This is a genomic window from Bacillus sp. J14TS2, assembly GCF_018333015.1.
Taxonomy (GTDB): Bacteria; Bacillota; Bacilli; order Bacillales; family Bacillaceae_C; genus Lederbergia.
In genome coordinates, this window is record NZ_BORE01000022.1 from 41,172 (window position 1) to 65,324 (window position 24,153).

Here is a 24,153-nt window from a genome sequence, read left to right on the forward strand (position 1 = left end):
GAAAAGATCTTGTCCTAATAAAAAACAGGATTTCTTTTTCTGCTGTAACAGCTTGATTCATATTTACAAACCAATTCGATAGTCATATTCTTTTGCCTTATCTGGCTTAGAATTCTCATACACCGTTTTTAAGAAAGGTTTATAGGATAATTCAGCTTTTTTGACAAAAGGCATAGAAGCTAGTTTTTCGGCTTTTTCCTCGGCCTCTGCTTGTGCGGTGTACATGACTACATATTTCATCCGTTTGGATACATAATGAATAGAGCCGTATCTTCTTAAGGTTTTCACATTCTTTAAATTATATAGCCAAATGATCAATCCTTGTCTGTCATTAAACATATATCTTCCCCTTTAGTTCGTGTTCAATCAGGCACAAGAAATGCAAAGTATCATTTTCACCAAACTGTTTGAACACTTTAATTGACTTAAGCCGAACAACCACAGCCCCCGCCGGTACCACAATTTCCACCACAAGATGAACCTGTCTCGAAAAATGGATTTCCAGTTGGAACTTTTATTTGTTCTGAAACAGATCGAGCAATCAATACACTTACTTCATCTAATAGTGATTGTAGTTCGTTTTCTGCCCTGCGGAAATTAGCAATGTTTTCATCCAAATCCATTTCCCTTTTCCGCTCCCTAGTCTTCACCATGATGTCTTTATAATCAGGATGATATCGTCCAAATCTTTGAACGTCTTCGTATAAATCCTTTATCTCAAGAAACGACTTGATCTTCCGTTGCGTCTCCGGATCTTCTTGCAATTTACTATAAGTTAATCTATATTGATCGGCGACCTCTGAATGGATAATTTGGTTACCAATGCTTTCGGCTTTTTCTAATAATTGAACAGTTTCGATTGTAGCAAGCATATGCTCACCTCCAATCGCTATTTTACCATGTTTCGAATAAGGTTGCGACCATTCTTCACAGTTTGACCATAATTTATCATTTCTGCAGCTCTTAACACTCTATATTTAAAAAATATTCACCTCAAAGCTCTTGGATACATGAGAGGTTTGGTCATTCAGTCCCACAACTTCTACTTTCATTTTATGTGATCCAGCCCGTAAGTTTTTTATAATGAATGCTGCCGTATCGTATTCGTTGTAAAATTCACCATCAATATAGACATTAATTTTCGCAGAATTTTTCTCCGCTTTGTTAAAAGATACCATTGGAACAAAACATTCTACCTTGACATGATTTCCGTCAACAAAATGTTGAATGCCAGCTTCTTTCTTCTCCAGTTCTGCTGCCTTCGCTTTAAAAGATTCAGGCTCAGGTATTTTTTGACCACAACCAGTCATTAAAATGAATATCATTGATAGCAAGATCAATCTCCACATCATTATCACTCCTCTTTTGTAGTTTTTACAAAAGGAAGAGCTTCATACAAGAAATATTACTTTGAGGCGTTCAATGCCTGAAACATATTCATCATCATCGATGCCATATGCATATTATTTGAGAATTTTTCTACACGATGAGGGATCGTCTTTTTAAAATAGTGTAATGAGGCAACTTCAAATTGTTCTAGCAGTTCTGGTTCTCGTGATAATTTCCGATACCATTGTGGTTGCTCTCTTAAAAACTGTGTTAATTCTTTCTTATTATGGATATATTGAATCACTTCCTGGCGCATGCTTTAACCCCCTTTAATCTTTTCTAAAAGAAAAAGGATTATTTGATTTTGCTTGTTGAGCACCAGCTGATGGCGAACCTGTCTGACCACCTGATTGGTTAAATTGAGTTAAAACACCTTGAACAGTACCAATTGCCTGACTTAGTTGTTGAATATGATGTTGCAATTGATTTCCATCCATATTCTTTATGATCTTTGTGATCTGACCTAATGACAATTTACTATCTTCGTCCTTTTTTTCACTGTTTTCCGTTTTACCTGTACTTCCAGTTTTCCACTTAGGGTCATCTTCTCCAAGTAGATACCAATCCTCGAATAACTCTTGCCAGGTATACTCTTCCTGGCGAACCGCTTTAATTAAATGGGGGTTTTGTTGAATAAAATCTTTAAATTCCTTTACGGAAGGATGGAGATCCTTATCCATTATCATTCACCTCACCTATACAATCGTCCTATGTATAGGTTATGTTGGCTTGCGAAAAAAGTGAGTAAAAAGCTGATAGCGAAAATCTTTGGAATTCACTGTTTTAAAAATGAATAAGTCTAGGAAACCACGCTATCTCTTACTCCACCTCAATGAAATTTTGCGTATAATATCTTCGATAAACCCCTATGCCTAAGTTTGTATATGACTCATCCAATAGTGTCTGTCTATGAGCATCAGAATTGAGCCAACCTTCCACAACAGCAGGGCCATCTATATAATCCTTAGCAATATTCTCAGCCGCTTCGTTCACTTCAATTCCCTGTACACCAAGTCGTTCAGCAAGCGAACCATATTCGGGTGAATTATGGGAAAAATAGTCCTCCATAACCATATCCTTACTATGATCATAGGCAACGGCGGCTACATCTTCATCCCATTCCAAAGGATATAAATCAAATCGTTCTCTAATAATATTGGTCAAATCAAATACTTGCTTCTTGCTCCCCTCTTCAATCGCCTGCCAATCATCTCTTTCTAATTCTGCTGGCTCTATTAGGTCACCATTGTAAACCAATTCATAGGGATTTTGAGTAATAAGCGTTTTTGTATCTAAAAAACGGACACTAAATAAAGTCCCGGTAAATTTATCAATGGCTAATTGAGCAAATATATCCCCTAGAGGAACAAGTGGCCGAATATATAAGTCCTCTTCCGATAATTCAAATCGATACATTCCATCTTCTGTAGAAGCTGTAATCTCCGTATCTAAAATAGTCGATCGAAAAATATCCTCAATAGGCTGACCAATCGTATATGGTGCAACATTTAATTGGGTCCCCATCGCATATATTGTCACAACCTTCTTCTTTGCAACACCAACCTGCATATAGGTTCCGCTAAACCCTTTATATATCCACCAATCATATCCATAGGCAGATGGTTCAATTCTTTCTGGCTTGCCATAATCTTCTACAATGGCTTTGCTGTCTTTGCCGATATAGACAGATAACCCTTCCTGAGGACGGGTCGTATCCTCCACTCTATTTCCATCATCCATAAAATAGTCGATCTTAGGAGGAGTGGCAGAATTCTGATCTTTCAATGGTTCATGATCATCCTCATGAGTAGAATGTGAAAAAATCATGAACAAAAAAATAATCGTCGTCATAATACAAACACGAACAAAAGTACGCAGCCTTGACCCTCCTTTCTCGAAAAACAGTTTCTCTTTACTCTATCCCGAATTTAGCAGAAAGGAAAAATCCCACTAAATGAAGTTTTACTTTATTGTTATAGATATAATGATTCCATTCTAACATTGTTTTCTTCTCAATGAAAATGAATATAGCTAGATTGAAGGCATTTCTACACTTTATTTTTTTCTTTAAAATAGAAAATGAAACCGTCTAAAAATTGTCACCTTTTCCCTAATCTTTTCCTACGGTTAAACGCATAAGATTGCAAGTTCATGTTATTTCGACTATTATATAAGAGGAATAATTGATTTTATGATGCTAAAGGTAAATTGATGAGGCAGTTGGAACAAAAAGGAGGGACATATCTTGAAATTTGAAAATACTAGTATTGAAACATTACATATGGACTTAGATCGTTTAGATGAAGTAATGGAAGAAAACTCTATGGTACGAGCTGGACAATGGGATTATGAACGTGTCACGTATGACCACAAATTTCAAATTCGTGAAGGTACATACTATTTACGTGTTCAGGGCTATGCAACACAGGGAGATGTTGGAGCACACGATGCTTTCATTCAACTTATGACCCCGATTCTTGGTAAGCATTATTATCCACATGGTGTTGAATATGGAGAAGATGAATACTTCCCAGAACATCTTGTGAAACAATGCCAACAAATGCTTGAAAAGATCTATAAAGAACTATCCGTGTTTGCTGATTAATTTGTTTAAAAAGAACATGAGGCCGATGCCCTCATGTTCTTTTTTAAGGTTAAGGAAACGATAAAATTGTCGCTTGTGGATGACTGTTTACGTTGCGGTTGGTGTCTAGCTCCAGGCGCCATCGGCGTTGCGACGTACAGGAAGTACTAGTGCAGACGAAGCGACAGGACGTCGCGTTTGAGTCTGCCGCCAGGACGGCGCGAATTTAGCCGATGTTCTACTTTAACCTGAGCCAATGAAAGGCAAAGAACGCCTTTCTTTGTCTCAGAACATTTGCTTGTCGAAGGTAGCGGGCGCCTTGCGCTTTTCTTGTTTGTCGAGCTCTCAATTAGTCAATAATAATCCTCAACCCATCATTAAAAAGGTCCTCAACTGTTTGTCCAGCGGAAAAATATTCATTTATGCTTGCCGCCAGCAGAGGATGTGCCTTCCGAAATTGTTCGAAATGAAAATCATGCATCTCTTTTTGAGTAGTGGTCGTTTGTTCTTCGATCACATGACCAAAAGTATAGCGAGTCGCGGTCAAAACAATCAAACGGGACTGACGAAGACCTAGACCCGCCTCCACAAGAGTTTTAATCGCTTGTTCAGATAGGTTCGCCATCGTCAACGAGAGATGCGCCCCTGCCACTACACGCCCTCCATCAGTATATGAAAGCAAGGCTCTCCGTAAACGGTTAAATAGAAGGATTAACCAATCTTGCCAGGACTCATCCATCTTCCGTATATGTATATTGGAAAACTCAATTTGTAAAATAGCCTCAGCCATTTCGTTAACCAGGGTGTTTTTATTTTTAAAATGCCAGTATAAAGCTGGTGCCTGTACATCCAGTCTTTTTGCTAATTTTCTTAGCGTGACCCCTTCAAGCCCACTTTCATTGAGAAGCTCCAATGCCTCTTTTATAATTTGTTGTTTTTTTAGTGCCATGGCACGTCCCTTTCATTCCACTGTATTTACTCTTGACATTATATCATAAGTGGCGTATACATTTACTTAACACCGTTAAATTTAACGGTGTTAAGTAAATCATTTTAGGAGGTTTTATCATGAAAGCAGCCGTATTACACAAAATCGGAGACATTCCACAATACGAGGATTTTGCAGATCCATCTCTAGGTAAGGATGATATTTTGATTCATGTGAAAGCAGTCCCACTTGAAAATGTCGATCGGATGATCGCAAAAGGTGAACATTTTGCGAGTCGTCAATTTCTTTCTGAATTACCAGCAATTGCAGGGTTAAGAGGGGTAGGAGAGCGTTCAGATGGTAAACTGGTTGGGTTTTCAAGCGCAAAGGCTCCATATGGCGCCATGGCTGAAAAAACCGTTGTCCCAAAAGAATCTACGATTCTGATTCCTGATGGGATAAATGCTGAGACAGCAGCCGCACTTCCATCTTCGGCATTGACATCTCTTTTACCACTTAAATGGGGCGTAAATATGGAGCCTGGAAAGACTGTACTTATAAATGGTGCAACCGGCGTTTCAGGTAAGCTTGCTGTCCAGATTGCCAAGCTACTTGGTGCAGGACATGTCATTGGCACTGGTCGTAATGAAGAATCATTAAAACGAATCAAGGAACTTGGAGCAGATACTGTACTAGATCTTAAACAGTCTAAAGAAGATTTAAATACATCCTTCAAGAAGGTGATAAATGAGGGTGTAGACATCATTTTGGATTTTTTATGGGGCGATCCGACTGAAGCACTCATAGAAGCGTTAGTTCCTCAAGAAATAAGTCTTAACGGACAACGAACTCAACTTGTTCAAATAGGAGAAAAAGCTGGATCAAAACTTACACTTTCCGCAGATGCTTTAAGAACCTCAGGGCTTATAATATCCGGTGGAGCTTTGGGTATAACACCAGAATCATTAAGCGAGGGCTCTAATTTGGTGTGGAATTGGATAAAAGAGGATAAGCTTTTTATGGACATGGAGATCATCCCACTTCAAGATATCGAGAACGTTTGGGAACGTTCAGATTTTCAAGGCAAAAGGATCGTCATTGTCCCTTAGATTCTTTATAAGCACAGTTAATAAGTGTGAAAATTCCCCACTGCCACGGGAGGCGTTTTATTAATTTTCAATTTTTATAATAAATCTCCGCTTTCATACAGTTATGGTTTGTTTATTACGATCACTTCCATATATAATAGTAAACAGATAAGAGTATGGAAGGGGAGCTATTTTGTCTAAAATTTCGAAAAAAACGTATATTATTGCTTTTATACTTTTGATCGTTGTTGCAATATTATTTTACTTTATCTTACCTATATCTGTCCCGCTGATCTTAGCGTTGTTTACGGCCCTTCTCTTAGAACCGGTCGTTGCTTTTCTACAGACAAAAGTGAAGTTAAATCGCCAATTTTCTATTATTATTGTTTTTGCTATTTTTACCTTGGTCCTCGCTTTAACAATCTTTTTTATTTCTACAAAAGTTGTAGCCGAAGGGATTAAATTTATAGAGGATGCACCAGGTTATATTAACAACATAACAACTATTTGGCATGAATATGAAGAAAATTTAAGGCATGCTGCACAGGACTTTCCCGATGAAGTCGTTAAAGCATTTACAGAAGAAATTAATAATGCTTTTGAGACGTTAATTATTGGTCTTAAGCAATATGTAAACATTGAGAAAATCAGTGCTTTCCTATCCTATATCCCAAACTATTTGGTTAGTTTTATTGTATATCTTATCGCTTTGTTTTTATTTATGATTGATTTACCACGTTTAAAAACAGGCATTTATAAGTATATGACGGATAAAACCGCTGAGAAGTTTAAATTTATGACAACACGCCTTTCTTCTGTCATTATTGGCTTTTTTAAAGCACAATTTCTCGTTTCACTCATTATCTTTGCAGCAACCCTCTTAGGACTTTTAATTATCCAACCTAAGATAGCGCTGATGATGGCGATCATTATTTGGATTATTGACTTAATCCCTATCATTGGTTCAATCATTGTGATGGCACCATGGGCCTTATACCATCTTTTGGTTGGGGATACAGTACTGGGTACAAAATTGGCCATTTTGGGGGTAGTATTACTTGTCATACGGAGAACTGTTGAACCAAAAGTTATGGGGCAACATCTTGGCCTGTCGCCACTTGCTACATTAATATCCATGTATCTGGGATTGAAGTTATTTGGAATATGGGGATTTATTATCGGTCCAGCTAGCTTAATCATATTCAAATCAGCAAAAGAAGCTGGAATTATTAAATTGAATTATAAAATATAAAATGCATTAAAAAATAATAACATATTCTGATGGAGTACTTATGTTATCAATTGAAAGAGCCTGTTTGAAGTATACCTTACAAGCAGGCTCTCTTTAAAAAGTATTTTATTATCTATACCAAGATGCTTGCTGATTATACATTTGTGAATACACTCCAGTATAGTTCATTAATTCATTATGCTCCCCGTGCTCAACAATTCTTCCATTCTCTAATACATATATACAATCGACGTTCTTCGTCCAGCCTAATCTGTGTGAAATAAATATTGCTGTTTTATTTTGACAAACTTCGATTAATTTATTAAATATCTTCACTTCGGAACTTGGGTCAATGGCCGATGTCATTTCATCAAAGATAATCAACTCTGCATCGTGATAGAGTGCTCTAGCGATCGCCAGTTTTTGCCATTGTCCTCCCGATAATTGCCTTCCTCCCTCCATTACTTGTCCCACAACGACGTCTAATCCGCCTAGTTCGTGATACAAATCCATTAATTCACATATTTTTAATGTTTCTATGATTTTTTGATCGTTATGATGTTCACTCATATTTCCCAAAGTGATATTTTCCCTTAATGTTAATTCAAATCTTATAAAACTTTGAAAGACAATAGATATATCGCCAGATAATTCTGGTTGACCATTCCACTGTATTTCACCCGATGTAGGTTTATATTGGTCTAAAATTAATTTTATAAGGGTAGATTTGCCAGCACCATTCTCTCCAACTAATGCAATCTTTTCTCCCTTTGTAATCCTCATATTAATATCCGAAAGTATATATCTTTCGGAATTCGAATACTTGAAGTATAATTTTGAGATTACAATTGGGGCCACTGGATCAGAAATTTCGGTTTTTGATCTGTTATCATGTGTTTTCTTTAATCCCTCTCCCCATTTTAAAACTTCATGCAGATCAGACAATTTGTAACTACTCATATATAATCGGCTGAGTGGTATGGATAAACTCATGACTTGTCCCCCAACTGATAACAATGCTAAGAATAAAACGGAAATTCCTCCGATCGTTACACTATCAGATCCATTCATTTTGTTAAGTAAATAGACCAATACAATAAAAATGGCGGTAGTCTGGATGATCGCAAGAAACATACCTATTTTTATTTCATATTTTCTGGCTCCATAACTTTGATTATATTGCCTTAATGTAACCTTCCCCCATAAGTCAAGGAAAAAATGAAATGCGTTATATACTTTTAATTCCCTAAGAACATTTGCATCCAAAAGTGAGTTGGAAAAATATTCACTCATTCTGCCATCAAAGGTGACCTCTTTTCCGACCTTTCTAACTTTTACCTCTACCATCATTCGAATAACTAAATTACTTATGATCAACAGTGAAACAATAAGTGTTATAAGAAAGTATCCATTCGTTGCGGCAAGCCATACTACACTGATTAAGGAAGATACCGTACCCACTGTAGCAACTAAAAAGCCGGTTATTCCGTCCATATCTTCACCAACTACGTTCTTTGCGCGTTGTAAGGTATTTCCAAATTCTTTATCATCAAATTTCTTGAAATCAATTTTACTCGCCACGTTCGCAATTTCTGATTGGAACGAATAGGTGATATTGGCATTCATTTTAGACTTCAAGATGTTCGTTACACTACTGGAGAATGATTGAAGAGCATAGATCGAGACATATACTAATATTGGAAACATCGCTAAGTGAAGTAAGTCTTTCCAATCTGTAGTTCCTGAATGATCTGGAATTAAATTAATCAAATTTTTCTGTGCTGAGAAGGTATAAAAGGTTAATAACCCACTTAGTAATGGAATAATAAAGGTTAGGAAGGAAATAACAGGCGTTTCCTTAAAAATTTTCAATAGGAGTTGGAAAATATTGGCTAGCTTTGAATTCAATATTTATACCTCCTCATTTTTTGATGAGTATAATGTGGATTGCTGTCTAAACATTTCTTCATACTTTCCTTTAGCATTCATGAGCTCCTTATGGGATCCTCTCTCCACAATCTCCCCATTTTCAAACATAAATATTTCGTCTACGAATTTTGTAATATAAAGCCGATGAGTAACTATAATCGAAGTTTGCTGTTCACCTAAATTTACAAATATATCAAAAGCTTTCTTTTCGGAATTAGGGTCTAAGGATGCCGTCGGTTCGTCAAAAATTGTGAGGGAACTTTCTTTAAGATAGGCCCGTCCTATCGCCAGTCTCTGCCATTGCCCTCCAGATAAATCCAAACCGCCAAATTGAGGACCTAAGAAAGTATCCAGTCCTTCAGAAAAGCTGTCTGCATCAGCCTTTTTTAAAGCCTGTATTAAAGCCGAGTCATTATTTATCATCGAAATATTGCCTATCGCTACATTTTCACGAATTGGTCTAAGCAATTTTATAAAATCCTGGAATATGACTCTGCTTTCATTCGCAACATTGTGTATTTGCACTTGGCCATTTTCATTGGACCACTTGATTATGCCAGAAGTAGGCCTGTACAAACCTAGGATCATTTTGACAAGTGTCGTTTTCCCTGACCCATTTTCCCCAACAAAAGCCACACTGCTTCCGGGCTTAATCGTAAAATTAATATTTTTTAACGTATCATGCTGATTGGTCGGATATTTAAATATCAATTGATCTGCGATAATCCCCAGTCCTTTAGACTGAAGGACAGAAGCTTCATCCGGAATTGCTTCTTCTTCCATTTTCAAATAGGAGGAATAATCAGTAAAACGCATATGACTAGCTTGCAGACCTGAATATGAACCTATGAATGAAGGAAAGATGACATACAACTGATTAACCACTTGAAACAACATCACAAAAGCTCCTGCAGTCTGTCCATTACGACCTAGCACCACTACTAACAACAAGATAGAAATCCCTCTTAGTAAGGCGGTTACAATATCTTTGGAAAAATTAATCGTTTCAGATAAAATCAGCTTTTTTTGTGTTTGTTTAAAATTATTAAAGAATATAAGTCTCATTTTCTCGCTTAAGTATTTATACATCTTATATACTCTAATTTCCTGTACCGATTTTCGATCCACCAGCAGATCAACGATATAGTCAAAAACCCTAATCGATGATGTTTGCCCACGCGCAGTATCCTCTGCCTTTTTAGAGACCCATTTACTTATTTTCATCTGTAAAAGGAGCACAACCGCGATAATAATCGCTAAATAATAAAATCCCCAAATCATTAATACCACGAAAATTCCGATCAGTGAGATTAAATTAGTTATTAAACCAACCCATTGATCCAAAGTTCCTGTCAAAGAGAACCTTTTTGCCTTCTCTCTCATGGTTTTAACGAAGGGGTTTTCAATATCCTTCAAAGATAATGCAGATGTCTTATTAAGAATTTTATTTTCTATTTCATATAAATCGGTTACCCTTAGATTCGTTGTAGATATAGCCTTTAATGAATGCGTCACACCACCAGCATATAAAATGAGATTTAGTAAAGCGATTAAGTATAGGGCATCAGTAAAATTAAAAGTATTTTGAGTCGTGCCTTGGATAACGTCCACAACATATTTTGTCACGAACAACTCCGCAAATAAAATAGGAATAGACAATAGACTTGTTAGTAAATAGATCATTAAATTTCTCTTGTTACTTGAGTAAAATAGCCTTACAGCATAGATAAAGTTAGCCAAAACGTAGTATCCTCCTCCTATGATTAGCCTTCCACCTCTGAATTCGTTTAAAGAGGATGTTCAAAAACTCCGGTAAAAATGACGCTGCGAGATAAAGGAACTTCGACTAGTTACCGACACGTCCTGTGTCGAACGTCGAAGTCACCACATCCTGTGGAAGCTCGTGGGCTTGTTTCTCCGCTGCTCATGTATCTAAATGCATACATTCCGCTGCTCGGAACTTCGCCGCCTCGAACTTTCGACGTACAGGATGTACTAGTGTCGGTGTTGCTGACAGGACGTCAGCGCCTTTAGCCGACTTGGCCCTTTTTATCCTCCTTTTTGAACACGCACTTAAAGAAATAAAACAACTTCTCAGGATCTGATCTAAGAAAGCAAAATCATTGACACCCGTCTATCTATCTTTATTAACTTACCAGTCTTCTATTATCAATCTATCGATCCCCCCTAATATAATGTATAGCCCTGAAATAACAACGCTTTCATTTATACCATAAAACAACCTTCCCCAGCAAGGGATTTTGTAAATTAATTTATAAAGTTTATGAATTGTTTTTGCTCATTGTTACAATTACGGAGGTTGGAAACAGACAATGTGGGAAAGAAATCCACTATAAATAGAACAACCTCCTGTATATATTGCATGAAAATAAACATGACAAGAATATACAGGAGATTGTTTTATAGGTAATGATCGTAAATTCTATATGGGTCAGTTCAACAAATACAGCCGCTTATCCTATTCATTGTTTGAATAAAGTTCCAGAATTATAGTTTCTGTATTTCATACAAGCTATGAAAGATCCCTTGCCTCTCCAGTAATTCTGGTACGCCTCCAGACTCTTTAATTGTTCCATCTTCAATCACGATGATCTTATCCGCATGTTTTATCGTTGATAGCCGATGAGCAATGACAATCATCGTTTTATGACCTTTGAAACGTATGAGTATCTCACCTAATTCTTGTTCGGTCATCGCATCAAGAGCTGAGGTAAATTCATCAAGCAACATAATTTTCGAATCATGCATAAAGGATCTTGCCAAATTAATCCGTTGAATTTCCCCTCCTGAGAAGTTCGTACCGTTATTTTCTACGATTGTTTCATATTGGTTGGGTAAACTGCTAATAAACGAATCCACTTTTGTCTCTCTGGTTATTTGATTGAATTTTTCCCAATGTTGAGGAGTCATCTGTTCTTTCGTTAAGGGATAAATAATATTTTCAAGTATCGACTTATTCCAGAGTACATTGCTTTGCGGGGTATAACTCATAAATTCTCGCAACTGTTTTATATCAAATTCATTAATAGGATCATTATTAAGCAAAATTTGCCCCTTTTGCGGTTTAAGATGTCGATGAAGTAATTCAAACAATGTAGATTTTCCCGACCCACTAAGACCTACGAGGCCAACAAAGCTTCCAGGTTCAACCTCAAGGTTTATGCCCTTAAGTCCAGCCAATTCATTATTCTCATAATGAAAGTGAATATTTTTTAACTTTATCGTTGGAATCGTCTCAAAAACTAGATCTTTTTTGCCATTATGAAACGTTTCCATCAAAAGCAGATCATTTATATTTTTCGCAATCACTTTCATTCGCTCTATATCAATGTTAGTCGTAAATAATGTTTTGAAAATCGCGTATAATCTTGGAAGAATGACGATAAAGGCAAGTAAAGTGCCAACCGTAATTTGACTTTTGAAAATTAAATAGAGACTATAACTGTATATTACGCCCGTTATAACAGAAATAATGATCTCGGCCATCAGGTTTACAAATGTACTATGGAATACTTGGGATTTAGTATTAATTTGGGTGAGATCCTCATTCCATTTAGCCCATACCTTACTTTCAGCTTCTTGCCCATTATGAATATGCACAGCTTTTATATTTGTAAAAAAATCGTTCAAATAATTTACACCACGATCTAATACCGAAAAATATACCTTATCAAGTCGATGTGTTTTTTTCTTGAATTTCTTCATCAGGATCATTAAAAGCGGAAAAGAAATAAGTGAAACAAATGTTAATTCAACACTCATGGAAAACATGATTCCCACTGTGATAACTAGAAGAATAATATTGGAAATAAAAGCCATGAAGGTATCGACAATAAATACATTGCATAACTGTCCAATTTGTGAAGTTAAGCGATTGATGATTTCTCCTTTTCCGATCTTATCAATTTTAGACAACCCTACATTTAATAGATGTTCAAACACGTTAACCCGAAGTTCTTTGGCCAGCTTATTCCCTAGCTTATTGTTAAAATAGGAAGTAATTCCGTTAAATACCGCAAATAAAATTGGAACAAGAACAATCGTGATAACAAGAACAATCGCTTGTTTCATATCGCGACTAGGCAATACTTGATCAAATAGCTTTTGAAAAGCCAGCGGTTGAACAATGGAGATCAATGAGGCGATTAAATTAAATAGTAAAATCAGCAGCAGCATCGTTTTACTATTTCTTAATACAGCCAAAATAATTTGTTTAGTTGACACTAAAATAGTCCTCCTTATTGTTTTACCACTCCTGTAGGAAGAGGATATGGTCAATTTTTTCAAGACTACACATAGTAGAAGACTATGACTATTATCGTTAAATGATAGCCATAGCCTTTCTACTGTGATCAATTATTAATTCCATTCTTTCAATCGAGCCATTACTTTTTTCATGAACTGCATAAGTTTTCCTTCTGATTCTCGCTGTTTCTGCCACTCATTATAACTGGCAATCGTAATCAGTAACAAACCAACAATTAATAGATAACCCCACCATGGCATATTGCCCCAATAAGGTCTTGTTTGATAAATAACATTAAACAACAATGTCCCTAGCCCGACGAAGAAATAAGATTTGATTTGAAACTTCATACCTAATAAGAAAGCTGCTAACGAGAGTGTACCAATAATAAGTGCATCCCAAATCGTACCGCTCTGAATCGCATCATAAATGAGATAAACCGTAATGACTACAAGAATAACAGTTTGGATATGATTCATAACTTGTTTTTTATCTTTCCATGTTCGTGTGGCCAGTAAAATAGACAAAATTAGAATTGGCAATGCCCGTAACTCGGCATGTAGCAGCGGCGTAACAAGATCCAGATATTCTGATAATACTAGATAGTAAGCAGGTAAAATTGAAATACCAGATAAGGTAATATAAATCTTTTTCTCTATCCCTTTTTGGAGACGATTGATTTGTAAAAATAACCAACATGCGATCATTAGAAACGGAATGACCCGCAGCCAAACATTATCTACTGCTAATGAAAGACTAAACTCAAAGACTACATAGAAGAGGGCACCAACCGTATACCAATCTACTTCTGTCACCTTATTCTCCAATTCCGTATAGAGGCTTGTAAACAAGTATCTCCCAACCCCTATTAATAGGATGAAGAAAATCACACTCACAACCATCAAATGATCTGTTTCTGTGATCCATTCTTGCTGAATCCACATTATAATCGAAGCAATCACTGGGACTAAGCTGAAAATTAACCATTTCCGAACATGTAGTAAATATAAACTTAACACCATCCAACCGATAAGAATGATGATTTCAACTACCGTTTCAATCGATAGGGTAGTAACGGCTATAAGCAGATTTACATGAATGAATGGGATCATATACCATTCCATTCTTTTTTTCCAAACAGATGGGACAAACCACCATACACCAAAGAACAGGATACTTGCTATGATCGCTGCATACTCGATGGGTAACTGAGAGGTTAGATTGTAATAGAAAATATGCATCATGATCAACCACGGGATCATTGACATGGCCGCATATAAAAACAGCTTAATCTGCCATTCTTTTTTCTTCATGAAAGTACTGTATAGATAAATAGTAAGGGTAATAAACATAATAGTTGGATGGATCGAATGTTGAACGAACGAATCGATACAAAGAAACAGCATTACCCCCATCAACGTAATATGGGCGAGCCAAAAGAAATATGGTTTTAACTCCTTACTATACTTTCCTCCATACCAGTCGACTACTAACAAGAGAACAGGGGCAAACATAATATACCAAGCATAGCCTTCCATCGAATCGATTGGCAAAAAGCTAAACAAGGACAGATAGAAACACAATGTGATAACAGATACCAGGCTCCATAGCAGCTGCACCTTAGAGCGTTGTACCAACCAAAACGCCAATGCGATCCCCATTAAAAAGATCAACGATCGAACCAAATGTCCATTGTTATAGTAATAAACTATCGCTTGCAAAACAGCGATATAATAACCGACTTGGCCAACGTAGAAGGCCGCCTGCGCTAAGCCAGGCCTCTTTGTACGATCCCAAATCTTGTATACTACTAATAAAAGAATAGAAGATACAGCAATATGAAAGGGAATATCCAATCGCTCTTGATAAGCTGGAATCCACTCCACTAACTCAGGATAAATCACAAAAAGAGCTAGAATCCAACTAATCGCATGGAGCCATTCTGCCATTTGCTTCTCTACTACCTTTGCAGAAGTCGATACAAGCAGGCAAAGGACTCCTAATAAAACCAGCATTATTGCTAATTCGATAAATTCCTCTAACAGTAATCCATATAACAAGGTAAATAACATAACTCCTGCACTAACATAATACGTACTTGTCCCAATTGCTTGAATATATTTCCATTGTCTCCTGAAACCAATTATAAAAAACAGCAGCGCTGCATAGATAAACAGAAAAAAAGACCAACTTATAATAAAATAAGGCTCAATTACTACATTCCATAGCTGTATACCAACACTAACAAGAAAGACTGGAGCCAGCCAGCGGAATACCTGCCTATTCGTGATATTGGAGAGATAAATATAGGTTCCGGCTATGACGAAATAAGCCAGCAGCATAGTCCATGAGTCTGATCCTGCCCTTATCATCAGACCTTGAAGACTGATATAGATAAAAGCAAAAAAAGAAATAACACCTGCTGTATAGTGGAATACCTTCTCTACAAATATATTCTTTCTCATTATATAGGCAAAGGCTAAATATCCAGCACCTAATAAAGCATAAACAAAAAGATCAATAGACTGAAGCCAAGAAGATTCCGTGAATTGAAACACACCATAGGCAAACAAGGCAATAAAAACAAACTGGTAGGCCTTTGTATTATAGACAAATACCATGGCCATATAAAGAACAGCTGTCAATAAAACATTAAAGCTATAAAATAGTTCCTGTTCAAAGATCACCAGCATTAGTAATGTAGAAATAATCAAGTTCAATTGCGCATAAGCTGGTAATTCTTTTAAAAACAATAAGATTTTTGATTGCTTTTGCCGGTGAAAGCGGTGATAGACATATAATAAACCGGCATTATAGATCATAATGAATAAATAAAAAAGATCTCTCGGCATTTGAATGGCCGCAAATAGAAAGCCAACAAAGAAGGATAAGAATAGAAAGAAAATCCAGACAAATAATCTAGATTGATTGGCCATTGCATTTCTCATATATAATGGGAGCGGAATCAATGTACACATAATCCCCAAGATATACCTGCCCTCGCCATCAATCATTAAATAGGAACCTAACAAACCGAAATAACCAATCGCTAATATCCCGATGGGGAGCAATAAGCTTCCTAACGTAAGAAAGGCAAAAGCGGTTTTATCGATTTTTAAGAATTTCTCAGAAATGATACTTAATCCAAGGAAGAATAAAGAAACGCCCAGTAACGTAAGAACTTTCATCAGAGCTCCCATTTGATCCCATGACGATGTCGCAACCACTAACCCACTGATTAATAAGAACACAACACCTATACTCAATAGCCAAGTGATATTTCGTTCCCGAATTTGTTCACTCGACTTCTCAGGTTTTAACTGCTTTTCTTTCGTCTTTTCAACAGATTTTTGTGTTGAAGGAATGTCCTCTTTTGTTGTTACAGTAGCTGACTCTATTAATTCCTTGGATGAATCAGCTGCCTGTGATTCCTTGATAACACTCGGTTCCTCTTGCAATTGAGCAAGTTCTTTTAGCCGCTGCATACGGTACTGCTGATAGGTCTGCATAAAGTGATGAAACTCTTTTTCAGTGATAAAGCCCTGTTGGTACAATTTTCCTATTTCCTCATTTACAATATTTTCTTTCGTTGACCGCGAAATCTCATCCATCTCTTTCCCCCTTTTTTAACTTGATAATGCCATCAAACTGGCAAATAAAGCAATTTAAAAATTAAATAAAAGTCACTTATGCCAATGGATAGCAGGTTTATCTAACTATATCACTTTATTTCAGTCTCTGTAAGTTGAATATTGATTGCTTTTACGGCCTAATAATGCTGGCACTTCTCCAATTTCTTTCTTGCACATAGGTAATGCAATATCACAGTTAACGACATCTTCGAATGGATAAATAGTATCTAAATAGGTAGATAATCCTTGCTTATGAATAATACTAGTAAGTTTATCAAGTCCCCTTAAAGCACCTGCTTGCTCCTCTAAAGATAAATAATCATTCGTCACAGCTTTACAAAAATCATCTTCATCAATGATAACAAAGTCTTTACCATTCGGATTAACTAGAACATCATATTCCAGATCCACATTAAAAATGTTATTTTTATTTTTAAAGCATGGCGTACTTATATCGCAGTTAAAACTCCACGTAATTGGTCCCTCTTCTGGTAGTAAATGTCCATTCAAATCAAAAGAACAATTAATTTCAAACCATTCATTGAAAAAGGAATAACTTCTAAAAAGAGTATGATTTGAATTTTTAACATCAAACACAATTACTTCATGATTGAATAACTTAATATTTGACTCATGGACCTCAAAAACTCTTACCTCACTTGGAAGATGGAGGTTGAAAAAATTAACTTTATTCATTTAGTAGAATCCTCCTTAATCTTTATTTTATTTCTTCATGCTTTGTTAAAATGAGCGTTGATATTCCTTAGTGAGGAAATTTAAGAAGCTATTTGATAAGTCACCCCTTTATAACAACGCTTTCATTTATAACATAAAACTATATATCTCAGCAAGAGGGCTTTGTTATTTAATTCCCCAAGTATTTGGTTCAAGGGGCACTTCGCATATTGATGAAAGCTCCTCTTCCGCCCCTCCTAAGAAACATACTTTATTTTGAGCGAGAAATATTTAAAAATAAAAGTATTGCTACCTGGATAGGAAAGAATCAAAATAGCTATCAAATCATAGATCTTCGGTTGCTTATTATCATGAACACTACTATTCTATTGGATTTAACGAAGTACTTCCTTTTTAAAGGACAGATGTCCATTGGTATATTTGTCATTTTGTATCAATTTAGTAATCAGCTTGTGTCTACCTTCCAAAATCTGTTTAACATGTCCATGGACTTTTCTAGTAAAACGCCAAGTCTTGATCGTGTGCGCAGTGTGATGGATGGACCAACATGGGAAAATGGAACAAAAAAAATGGACGAAAAGATAGCAACACTCCAATTAAATAATGTTTGTTTTAAATATAACAAGGAGACCGAGAACATTCTACAAGAATTGAGCATGGATATACCCATTGGAAAAAAAGTAGCCATTCTTGGGACTAGTGGCAGTGGAAAGTCTACTATTGCACAACTCCTTATTCGTTTGCATGAGCCATCAACGGGATTAATCAAGGTAAATGGCCATTCACTTTATGATATTGATCGTTCAGATTGGGCAAGCCGAATCGCTATTGTTCTTCAAGAGCCTTACCTATACCCTGATACAGTACAAAACAACATCTTGATGGGGATGGAAAATGTCAGTAAGGACGAATTGGTTCATGTTTGTCAAATTGCCTCTATTCATGACTATGTCCTTTCGTTACCGAATGGATATGAGACGATCATTGGTGAAAGGGGAATTACTTTATCTGGTGGACAAAGACAAAGAATTGCATAGCTAGAGCATTAATACGAAAGCCGGAAATTTTAATTTTGGATGAGGCTACGTCGGCACTTGACCTGATAACAGAGAGAGAAATACAAAGCAATATCGATCAATTTCGGAAAAGGCAATCAAGGATTCTGATTGTATTTTTGTATTAAATCAAGGTTTAGTAGTGGAAAAAGGAAAACATGATGAGCTAGTAGATAAAAAAGGCTTCTATTATAAATTGATTAATTCCGAAGAAGATATTCCGGTTAAAATTAGCACATAATACATAATTGATTTGTATTTATATAATTCATTATTTTTTAATACTACTTAGATAAGTGCCTTTAATAGCCCAGTGGAAAAGCTTAGAAATGATGATGCGGATTCTTTGCCATCACCATTAAAGACACTTCTAATGGGACCTTTAGCTCAAAATATTGTCACAAGCAGCTTAACAACCAAGTAGAGCTCATCTCTACATTTGCAACTTAAAATTAAAATGGTCCTCACTCGGTTATTTTGCGAGGATCACTTTAATTGATTTGCAAATACCACATTATAAAATCTTTAGCAACCTGGAGTAATTCTCAATTATTTGAGGAAGATGAAAACATGATTACGGCCAGTGGAATTTACCACCTACTGCCATCTTCTGTACTACCCGATTAAATTTTACTATTCTTTGACTTCCCATTTACCATACAAAACTCTACATCACCGTCAAAGGCTGGGCGGATACTTTTTACCGACCGTTCCAAAGGCATCCTTGACACTGAGTTTTCTGAAGATTGTCGTCAAAAAAGCAATCACTTAGTGCATGAAGGCTTTAAACTTCCTGTAGTTGCGCAAAAAGCAGTAATTTTTGGAGTGACTCCGTCGTGAGTTTTTTCGTATAGAAATCTAATTTCAATGTTTGATTACTTCCATCTAAATAGAGGGCAACCTTGATTCTATTAGTATTTCTCAGCTGCACGCCCTCTAAATGGGTTGAATCCAGATCTATTTCAAAGGCTCTTACTCGATTTAGTATCACAAATTCATGCCAAAACATATTATACGAAACTTGTGTTGCCATTAAAATCATCGATTCAAGCAGCTTGACCGCTAAATTTAGCGAATCATAAGTGGGCAAAGGTTCCTCAAAACAAAAACAGGCGTAAAACCGCATCTCCGTCTTGTATTTATGGAAGAAGGTAGTCCCTATCTAGAAAAGGCCGTTATAACAAAGGCAATTGAAAATGACCGTGATCAGCTTGAAGTCATAGTAGGTGAAAAGAATGCATGTATGTGTTCGACCGTGTTCACTTTTTCCTTTCAAGGTTAAGGAAAACGCTGTTATACAGGAGGTTTACAACTTTAAACTACCCGAAAACTTTTACTGAACTAATTATCAACATCCTTACTCATCAATAAATGAAACAATTAGTGGTACTTCATAAACGACTGAAGATGGTATCGAATCGACAAGAATCGAGTGTTATAAATATAACATTATAGTCTAGAAAGTTATTTTTCACTACTTCCACTCCCTTATAGAAACTTATTAAGTAAATTATTTTCTAAGTATCGCGCTACTCCATCTTCATTATTACTAGCTATGTGCTCATCCGCAAAATTAAGTATTTCTCTATGAGCATTTTTTACCGCAATCGTTCGACCTGCCACTTTAAACATTGTTAAGTCGTTAAGATGGTCACCGAAGACTACTACATTTTGTAACGGAATATCCATATATTTTGCTAATACTTTAATCATTTTTCCTTTATCAGCATTATGGTTAGATAATTCTAATGAAAAAAAACCTTTTAAATAGATATCTTCTGCAAATTTAATAGATAGAAGGTTTTCATATTTCTTTTCACAAATTTTCTTTAGTTTTCTTAATTGGGATTCTTTTTCTATAAAATTCAATGTAATTATTTCGTCTGGTAATTCTATTTTATTAACAAAACGTAATCGTTTATCTTTTTGCTTTTTTCGTTGCATGATAAAATTTTTTTGTCCTTTATTTTCAGGTAATACATATTTTAGAACTTCTTCATCTTTTTCTTGTCCAAATACGAAAGGAACTATACCTATTTTTTTGGCGTCTTCTAATACTTCAATACATAGAGATTTTTGAAGTGAATTAGCTACCAACTTTTCACCAGTCATACAGTCGATAATATAGGCACCATTAAATACAATACATGGTACGTTAAAATTTATTTTATTCATGATTTTTCTTGCCATATAGTAACTTCTAGCAGTACAAAAAGTAATGTAGTACCCAGCATTGATTAATTTGTTTATAGTCATAGTTGTGTACTCTGATACGGTTACATTAGAGTGGAATAACGTTCCATCAAGGTCAGTGACAAAAAGATTTTCTTGTTTCATAATATTCCTCCAGACTTATTGAAGTACTTAACAATAGAATTGAATTGGAGATCTAAAAAATCACCTTCAATACATACCCATGGTAAGGAGATTAATTTATTAAACAGGTTACGATTAAAATCTTTTGTAGATTGATTTTTAAAATATAATGAAAATGCAGGATCGGGTATTAACATATTGTCATTTAAGACCTTTAGCCGTTCTTAAATATTAATTGATTTAAATTTTGATTTTTGATTTAAAACTAATTTAGGGACAACTATGCCGGCTAAAGGGGCTTGTTTCTTTATGTTTGAACCTAATATGTCACAAAATTCCATGGGGGCAAATCCTATCTTATCGTCTTTATTTAATCTATTAATATGATTGAATGATAATATATCAAGATTAGTATAGTATATCCTGCTTTATTTTCTCTTTTTCCAAGGAAAAAAAGAGACAAAAAGCAAAATTCATCTTTTTCTTTATAAACAACTAATAGGATTAGACAATAAGTCTTTTCTTTTTCACGTATTCAATCTCGCCTTTTAAAAAAATAAATTCCTAGGTGTCCTTTTCCCCTCTCCCACTCTATATAAAGGGTGAAGGGGGTGAGAACATGGCACAGGAAATTTTGAATGCTTCGAAATTAAAGCTTCTATTTGATTATGGAGTGGATGAAGAGAATAAACCTGTCTTTAAAATGAAGACGTTTAATCGCATTCGTCCTCACGCTTCTGCTGATCAGCTTTATGAAGCCGCTGAAGCGATCGGCTCTTTATCCGCCCAGCCACTTTGGCAGGTCGAACGGAATGATACGTACCAAATTGGTGATTAAGATTTTCTTTTTAAGCCAATTAGAAAGTGAGGTGAGAATATGAAGGTTTTAGAATTGAATTTCCTATCAGCGGAAGGGAAAAACGTCCGTGTATCGATTGATAATCCAATCGAACCGATCGATGCGGAAGAAGTTAAGACAGCCGTAAACACGATCATCGAGGCCGATGTTTTCCTTGATTCAGAAGGAAACGCCCTGACAGAAGCTAAATCCGCCCGGATCGTCGACCGCACTGTTACACCAATTGATATTGATTAAGAATAAAGGCTCACTCTTTTGGGTGAGCCTTTCCATACAAAAAGAGGTGGTGAATGTGGAGCAAATTCTATCATTTATCAGTGAAATTGGCTTTCCGTCCTTATGTAATCTTATCATCTGAGAACCTCCAAATTTCAAAAAAGTAACCTTTTAAAGAAGCAAACATTTCCATTCCCCCTTAACTAATAATCTATAGTACTTTGAGTTTGTTGCCGACACCATTTCAAATAATATAAAATACCGGACATATCTACCCAACTAAAATCGATTCTACCTTCCTCGATTGCTGAAGAAAGATCATTTACTGAAATCCACATGATGTTGTCTGTTTCGTCCCCTTCTTGAAGTAAAGTCCCCTTAGCTTCACATCGGAAATACGCACCTAAAGAATCAACGGGTCCCTTGACTGTTTGATAAATAGCAAAAGGTTCCATAATCTCCACGTTGGAGGTAGATTCATTTGTTTCCATTTTTGTTTCTTCCCCATAAACTTTGGTTACATGAAGACCGGTCTCTTCCAAAACCTCTCTTTTTAGTGCAGATATATATGATTCATAGGGATTTATCCGGCCACCAGGAAGTTCAAATGGTCTGCCATCTTCATGTGCTTTCACTCTTCTTTGTATGACGATTTCCGTCACATCTCCCCTTTTTCTTTCTATAATTGCTCTGACGTTTACAAACATATACAATTCTCCTTTTCCAAAAAAATGATTTTCTCTCAAGCAACCTCTTTTATGTATGCGGTTACAAAATTATTGTTCAGATAAAATATGATCAGTGTTCCCTTCTAACTATTTCTCTTGATGAAAAAATTGTAAATACGCAAAAAGGAGCTGTACAGCTCCTTTTTCCTTGTTATTCAGCATGGTTGGGACGATGTTGGAGAAGCGCAGCTTTATTAATCTCTTCTCCCTCTTTTTGTTCTTTTTCATACCATGCGAAAAATACTTTCACAAGCATATAACCAAGAACAATTTCTTGAATAACTTTCATCAATACGCCACCAAGTTGCTGGTCTACTCTCGGCGCAACATTCGTGAATAATTCGGGGCTGAGGCCACTGCCAGCAAGTCCCGACAATGTAGAGCTAGGCACACAAAGCGCCATCGCTTTCATCCACATTTCTCCATCTGTATAGGTTGCGTAGATGGCAGTAGGCGCAAATATGATCATCCCACATGCTGGTAAGAGTAAAATACCCGCCGCTAGAACATATCCGACCTTTTTCAAACCATGAAGTTGGTATACCCCCTCAAGCTTATTCGTTAAAGGCCACCACAAGAACATGGCTAAAACAAACAGAAGGATTGTATAACCAGCATGTACAAAAATGTTCATCTTAACGGCATCCATTACAACGGGAATATGGTAAATAGAAAAGATACCATTAAACACAAGTAAAGCAATCAATGGTTTTGTCATGAACTTAAAAATCGGATTCAAATACTTAGACTGAATAAGTTCTTTCCACACCCAATTTGGAATGGAAACAATTAGTATTGGGGGGATGATTAAGTATAAAAAGGCCATTTGGAACATGTGAAAAGTAAACATAATATGAGCCATTAAATCGACAGGAGAACCTTTTGTCACATAAAGAAGCAACATGGCAACAATAAATAAAACAGCCTGCTTTGGCTTAAGTGATTCTCGTTCAGGAGCATTGCCCCTTTTTGTTATCGTTATATAAAAATAGCCGGCAATGAGTAGCAGGACAAAAATCATAAAATACGGACTCCATAATGCACGGAACCCAAAAATACTTAAAGGCACGCTCTTCACCCCATTTAAATTACTGATATTATGTTTATTATACTTTTATAAAATGCAGAGTTCAACGTATCCAATTGACATATTGATGACAAAAGCCAGCCGATTAGGCTGGCTTTTATAAACAGACGCTTCCGCTTTTCTTATTGTCTAGCTGCAGGCGGTAGGG

General features: G+C 36.1%; 21 protein-coding genes and 1 pseudogene. 7 read left to right on the forward strand and 15 right to left on the reverse strand.

The features are described 5' to 3' along the window. Positions 1-63 precede the first annotated feature (63 nt). The 6 genes from KI375_RS24170 to KI375_RS24195 form a co-directional block, all read right to left on the reverse strand. Entirely contained in the window at positions 64-339 is a 276-nt protein-coding gene (locus KI375_RS24170; protein ID WP_207451780.1) for a YlbG family protein, read from the reverse strand. Positions 340-425: 86 nt separating this feature from the next. Next, positions 426-872 carry a YlbF/YmcA family competence regulator gene (locus tag KI375_RS24175; RefSeq protein WP_207451779.1) on the reverse strand — a complete coding sequence of 149 codons (447 nt, stop codon included), beginning with the start codon at positions 870-872 and terminating at the stop codon, positions 426-428. 105 nt (positions 873-977) lie between these two features. Then, positions 978-1,349 (reverse strand): hypothetical protein, encoded by a 372-nt coding sequence (locus tag KI375_RS24180; protein WP_212975938.1) that lies wholly within the window; start codon positions 1,347-1,349, stop codon positions 978-980. Positions 1,350-1,405: 56 nt separating this feature from the next. Then, positions 1,406-1,645 carry a YlbE-like family protein gene (locus KI375_RS24185; protein WP_207451777.1) on the reverse strand — a complete coding sequence of 80 codons (240 nt, stop codon included), beginning with the start codon at positions 1,643-1,645 and terminating at the stop codon, positions 1,406-1,408. Positions 1,646-1,658: 13 nt separating this feature from the next. After that, the gene (gene ylbD, locus KI375_RS24190) at positions 1,659-2,069 is read right to left on the reverse strand and encodes a YlbD family protein (protein WP_244853033.1); all 411 of its coding nucleotides are present in this window, start codon (positions 2,067-2,069) and stop codon (positions 1,659-1,661) included. A gap of 139 nt (positions 2,070-2,208) precedes the next feature. Next, entirely contained in the window at positions 2,209-3,174 is a 966-nt protein-coding gene (locus KI375_RS24195) for a CAP domain-containing protein (protein ID WP_212975939.1), read from the reverse strand. A 460-nt stretch (positions 3,175-3,634) separates the two neighbouring features. On the opposite strand from KI375_RS24195, the gene KI375_RS24200 reads away from it, so the two are divergent. Continuing rightward, positions 3,635-3,994, forward strand: coding sequence for a YugN family protein (locus tag KI375_RS24200; protein WP_212975940.1), 360 nt, complete (start codon positions 3,635-3,637; stop codon positions 3,992-3,994). A gap of 328 nt (positions 3,995-4,322) precedes the next feature. On the opposite strand, the gene KI375_RS24205 is transcribed toward KI375_RS24200, so the two are convergent. Beyond that, entirely contained in the window at positions 4,323-4,922 is a 600-nt protein-coding gene (locus KI375_RS24205) for a TetR/AcrR family transcriptional regulator C-terminal domain-containing protein (protein ID WP_212975941.1), read from the reverse strand. A gap of 119 nt (positions 4,923-5,041) precedes the next feature. Here KI375_RS24205 and KI375_RS24210 point away from each other — a divergent pair, with 119 nt between their 5' ends. Together KI375_RS24210 and ytvI are read left to right on the forward strand one after the other, a co-directional pair. Continuing rightward, complete coding sequence (locus KI375_RS24210; RefSeq protein WP_212975942.1) at positions 5,042-6,010, forward strand: quinone oxidoreductase family protein; 969 nt, start codon at positions 5,042-5,044, stop codon at positions 6,008-6,010. 172 nt (positions 6,011-6,182) lie between these two features. Next, the gene (gene ytvI, locus KI375_RS24215) at positions 6,183-7,241 is read left to right on the forward strand and encodes a sporulation integral membrane protein YtvI (RefSeq protein ID WP_212975943.1); all 1,059 of its coding nucleotides are present in this window, start codon (positions 6,183-6,185) and stop codon (positions 7,239-7,241) included. Positions 7,242-7,349: 108 nt separating this feature from the next. On the opposite strand, the gene KI375_RS24220 is transcribed toward ytvI, so the two are convergent. The 5 genes from KI375_RS24220 to KI375_RS24240 form a co-directional block, all read right to left on the reverse strand. Then, the gene (locus KI375_RS24220) at positions 7,350-9,128 is read right to left on the reverse strand and encodes an ABC transporter ATP-binding protein (protein ID WP_212975944.1); all 1,779 of its coding nucleotides are present in this window, start codon (positions 9,126-9,128) and stop codon (positions 7,350-7,352) included. Positions 9,129-9,131: 3 nt separating this feature from the next. Continuing rightward, complete coding sequence (locus KI375_RS24225; RefSeq protein ID WP_212975945.1) at positions 9,132-10,889, reverse strand: ATP-binding cassette domain-containing protein; 1,758 nt, start codon at positions 10,887-10,889, stop codon at positions 9,132-9,134. A 768-nt stretch (positions 10,890-11,657) separates the two neighbouring features. After that, positions 11,658-13,394 (reverse strand): ABC transporter ATP-binding protein, encoded by a 1,737-nt coding sequence (locus KI375_RS24230; RefSeq protein ID WP_212975946.1) that lies wholly within the window; start codon positions 13,392-13,394, stop codon positions 11,658-11,660. 135 nt (positions 13,395-13,529) lie between these two features. Then, positions 13,530-17,027 carry a hypothetical protein gene (locus KI375_RS24235; protein WP_212975947.1) on the reverse strand — a complete coding sequence of 1,166 codons (3,498 nt, stop codon included), beginning with the start codon at positions 17,025-17,027 and terminating at the stop codon, positions 13,530-13,532. A gap of 120 nt (positions 17,028-17,147) precedes the next feature. Next, complete coding sequence (locus KI375_RS24240; protein ID WP_212975948.1) at positions 17,148-17,744, reverse strand: ribonuclease FAU-1 family protein; 597 nt, start codon at positions 17,742-17,744, stop codon at positions 17,148-17,150. 350 nt (positions 17,745-18,094) lie between these two features. Between KI375_RS24240 and KI375_RS24245 the strand changes: the two genes are divergently transcribed. Both KI375_RS24245 and KI375_RS27585 read left to right on the forward strand, forming a co-directional pair. Continuing rightward, positions 18,095-18,781 (forward strand): ATP-binding cassette domain-containing protein, encoded by a 687-nt coding sequence (locus KI375_RS24245; RefSeq protein ID WP_212975949.1) that lies wholly within the window; start codon positions 18,095-18,097, stop codon positions 18,779-18,781. Positions 18,782-19,697: 916 nt separating this feature from the next. Next, positions 19,698-20,130 (forward strand): annotated as a pseudogene (locus tag KI375_RS27585) (transposase); the annotation flags it as partial. A 157-nt stretch (positions 20,131-20,287) separates the two neighbouring features. Here the strand turns inward: KI375_RS27585 and KI375_RS24255 are convergent. Continuing rightward, on the reverse strand, positions 20,288-21,136 hold the full coding sequence (locus KI375_RS24255; RefSeq protein WP_212975950.1) for an HAD family hydrolase: 849 nt from the start codon (positions 21,134-21,136) through the stop codon (positions 20,288-20,290). 598 nt (positions 21,137-21,734) lie between these two features. Between KI375_RS24255 and KI375_RS24260 the strand changes: the two genes are divergently transcribed. Continuing rightward, complete coding sequence (locus KI375_RS24260; RefSeq protein ID WP_212975951.1) at positions 21,735-21,953, forward strand: DUF1659 domain-containing protein; 219 nt, start codon at positions 21,735-21,737, stop codon at positions 21,951-21,953. Positions 21,954-21,992: 39 nt separating this feature from the next. Continuing rightward, positions 21,993-22,211, forward strand: coding sequence for a DUF2922 domain-containing protein (locus tag KI375_RS24265; protein ID WP_212975952.1), 219 nt, complete (start codon positions 21,993-21,995; stop codon positions 22,209-22,211). Positions 22,212-22,393: 182 nt separating this feature from the next. On the opposite strand, the gene KI375_RS24270 is transcribed toward KI375_RS24265, so the two are convergent. Both KI375_RS24270 and ctaG read right to left on the reverse strand, forming a co-directional pair. After that, on the reverse strand, positions 22,394-22,897 hold the full coding sequence (locus tag KI375_RS24270; RefSeq protein WP_212975953.1) for an NUDIX hydrolase: 504 nt from the start codon (positions 22,895-22,897) through the stop codon (positions 22,394-22,396). 172 nt (positions 22,898-23,069) lie between these two features. Next, complete coding sequence (gene ctaG / locus KI375_RS24275) at positions 23,070-23,987, reverse strand: cytochrome c oxidase assembly factor CtaG (RefSeq protein ID WP_212975954.1); 918 nt, start codon at positions 23,985-23,987, stop codon at positions 23,070-23,072. Positions 23,988-24,153: the final 166 nt, after the last annotated feature.

Coding starts and splice junctions, on each gene's coding strand:
- KI375_RS24180 (WP_212975938.1), bottom strand. CDS start 1,349: ATGTGGAGATTGATCTTGCTATCAATGATATTCATTTTAATGACTGGT.
- KI375_RS24205 (WP_212975941.1), bottom strand. CDS start 4,922: ATGGCACTAAAAAAACAACAAATTATAAAAGAGGCATTGGAGCTTCTC.
- KI375_RS24235 (WP_212975947.1), bottom strand. CDS start 17,027: ATGGATGAGATTTCGCGGTCAACGAAAGAAAATATTGTAAATGAGGAA.
- KI375_RS24185 (WP_207451777.1), bottom strand. CDS start 1,645: ATGCGCCAGGAAGTGATTCAATATATCCATAATAAGAAAGAATTAACA.
- KI375_RS24170 (WP_207451780.1), bottom strand. CDS start 339: ATGTTTAATGACAGACAAGGATTGATCATTTGGCTATATAATTTAAAG.
- KI375_RS24270 (WP_212975953.1), bottom strand. CDS start 22,897: ATGTTTGTAAACGTCAGAGCAATTATAGAAAGAAAAAGGGGAGATGTG.
- KI375_RS24245 (WP_212975949.1), top strand. CDS start 18,095: ATGAACACTACTATTCTATTGGATTTAACGAAGTACTTCCTTTTTAAA.
- ylbD (WP_244853033.1), bottom strand. CDS start 2,069: ATGGATAAGGATCTCCATCCTTCCGTAAAGGAATTTAAAGATTTTATT.
- KI375_RS24260 (WP_212975951.1), top strand. CDS start 21,735: ATGGCACAGGAAATTTTGAATGCTTCGAAATTAAAGCTTCTATTTGAT.
- KI375_RS24240 (WP_212975948.1), bottom strand. CDS start 17,744: ATGAATAAAGTTAATTTTTTCAACCTCCATCTTCCAAGTGAGGTAAGA.
- KI375_RS24210 (WP_212975942.1), top strand. CDS start 5,042: ATGAAAGCAGCCGTATTACACAAAATCGGAGACATTCCACAATACGAG.
- KI375_RS24255 (WP_212975950.1), bottom strand. CDS start 21,136: ATGAAACAAGAAAATCTTTTTGTCACTGACCTTGATGGAACGTTATTC.
- KI375_RS24265 (WP_212975952.1), top strand. CDS start 21,993: ATGAAGGTTTTAGAATTGAATTTCCTATCAGCGGAAGGGAAAAACGTC.
- KI375_RS24175 (WP_207451779.1), bottom strand. CDS start 872: ATGCTTGCTACAATCGAAACTGTTCAATTATTAGAAAAAGCCGAAAGC.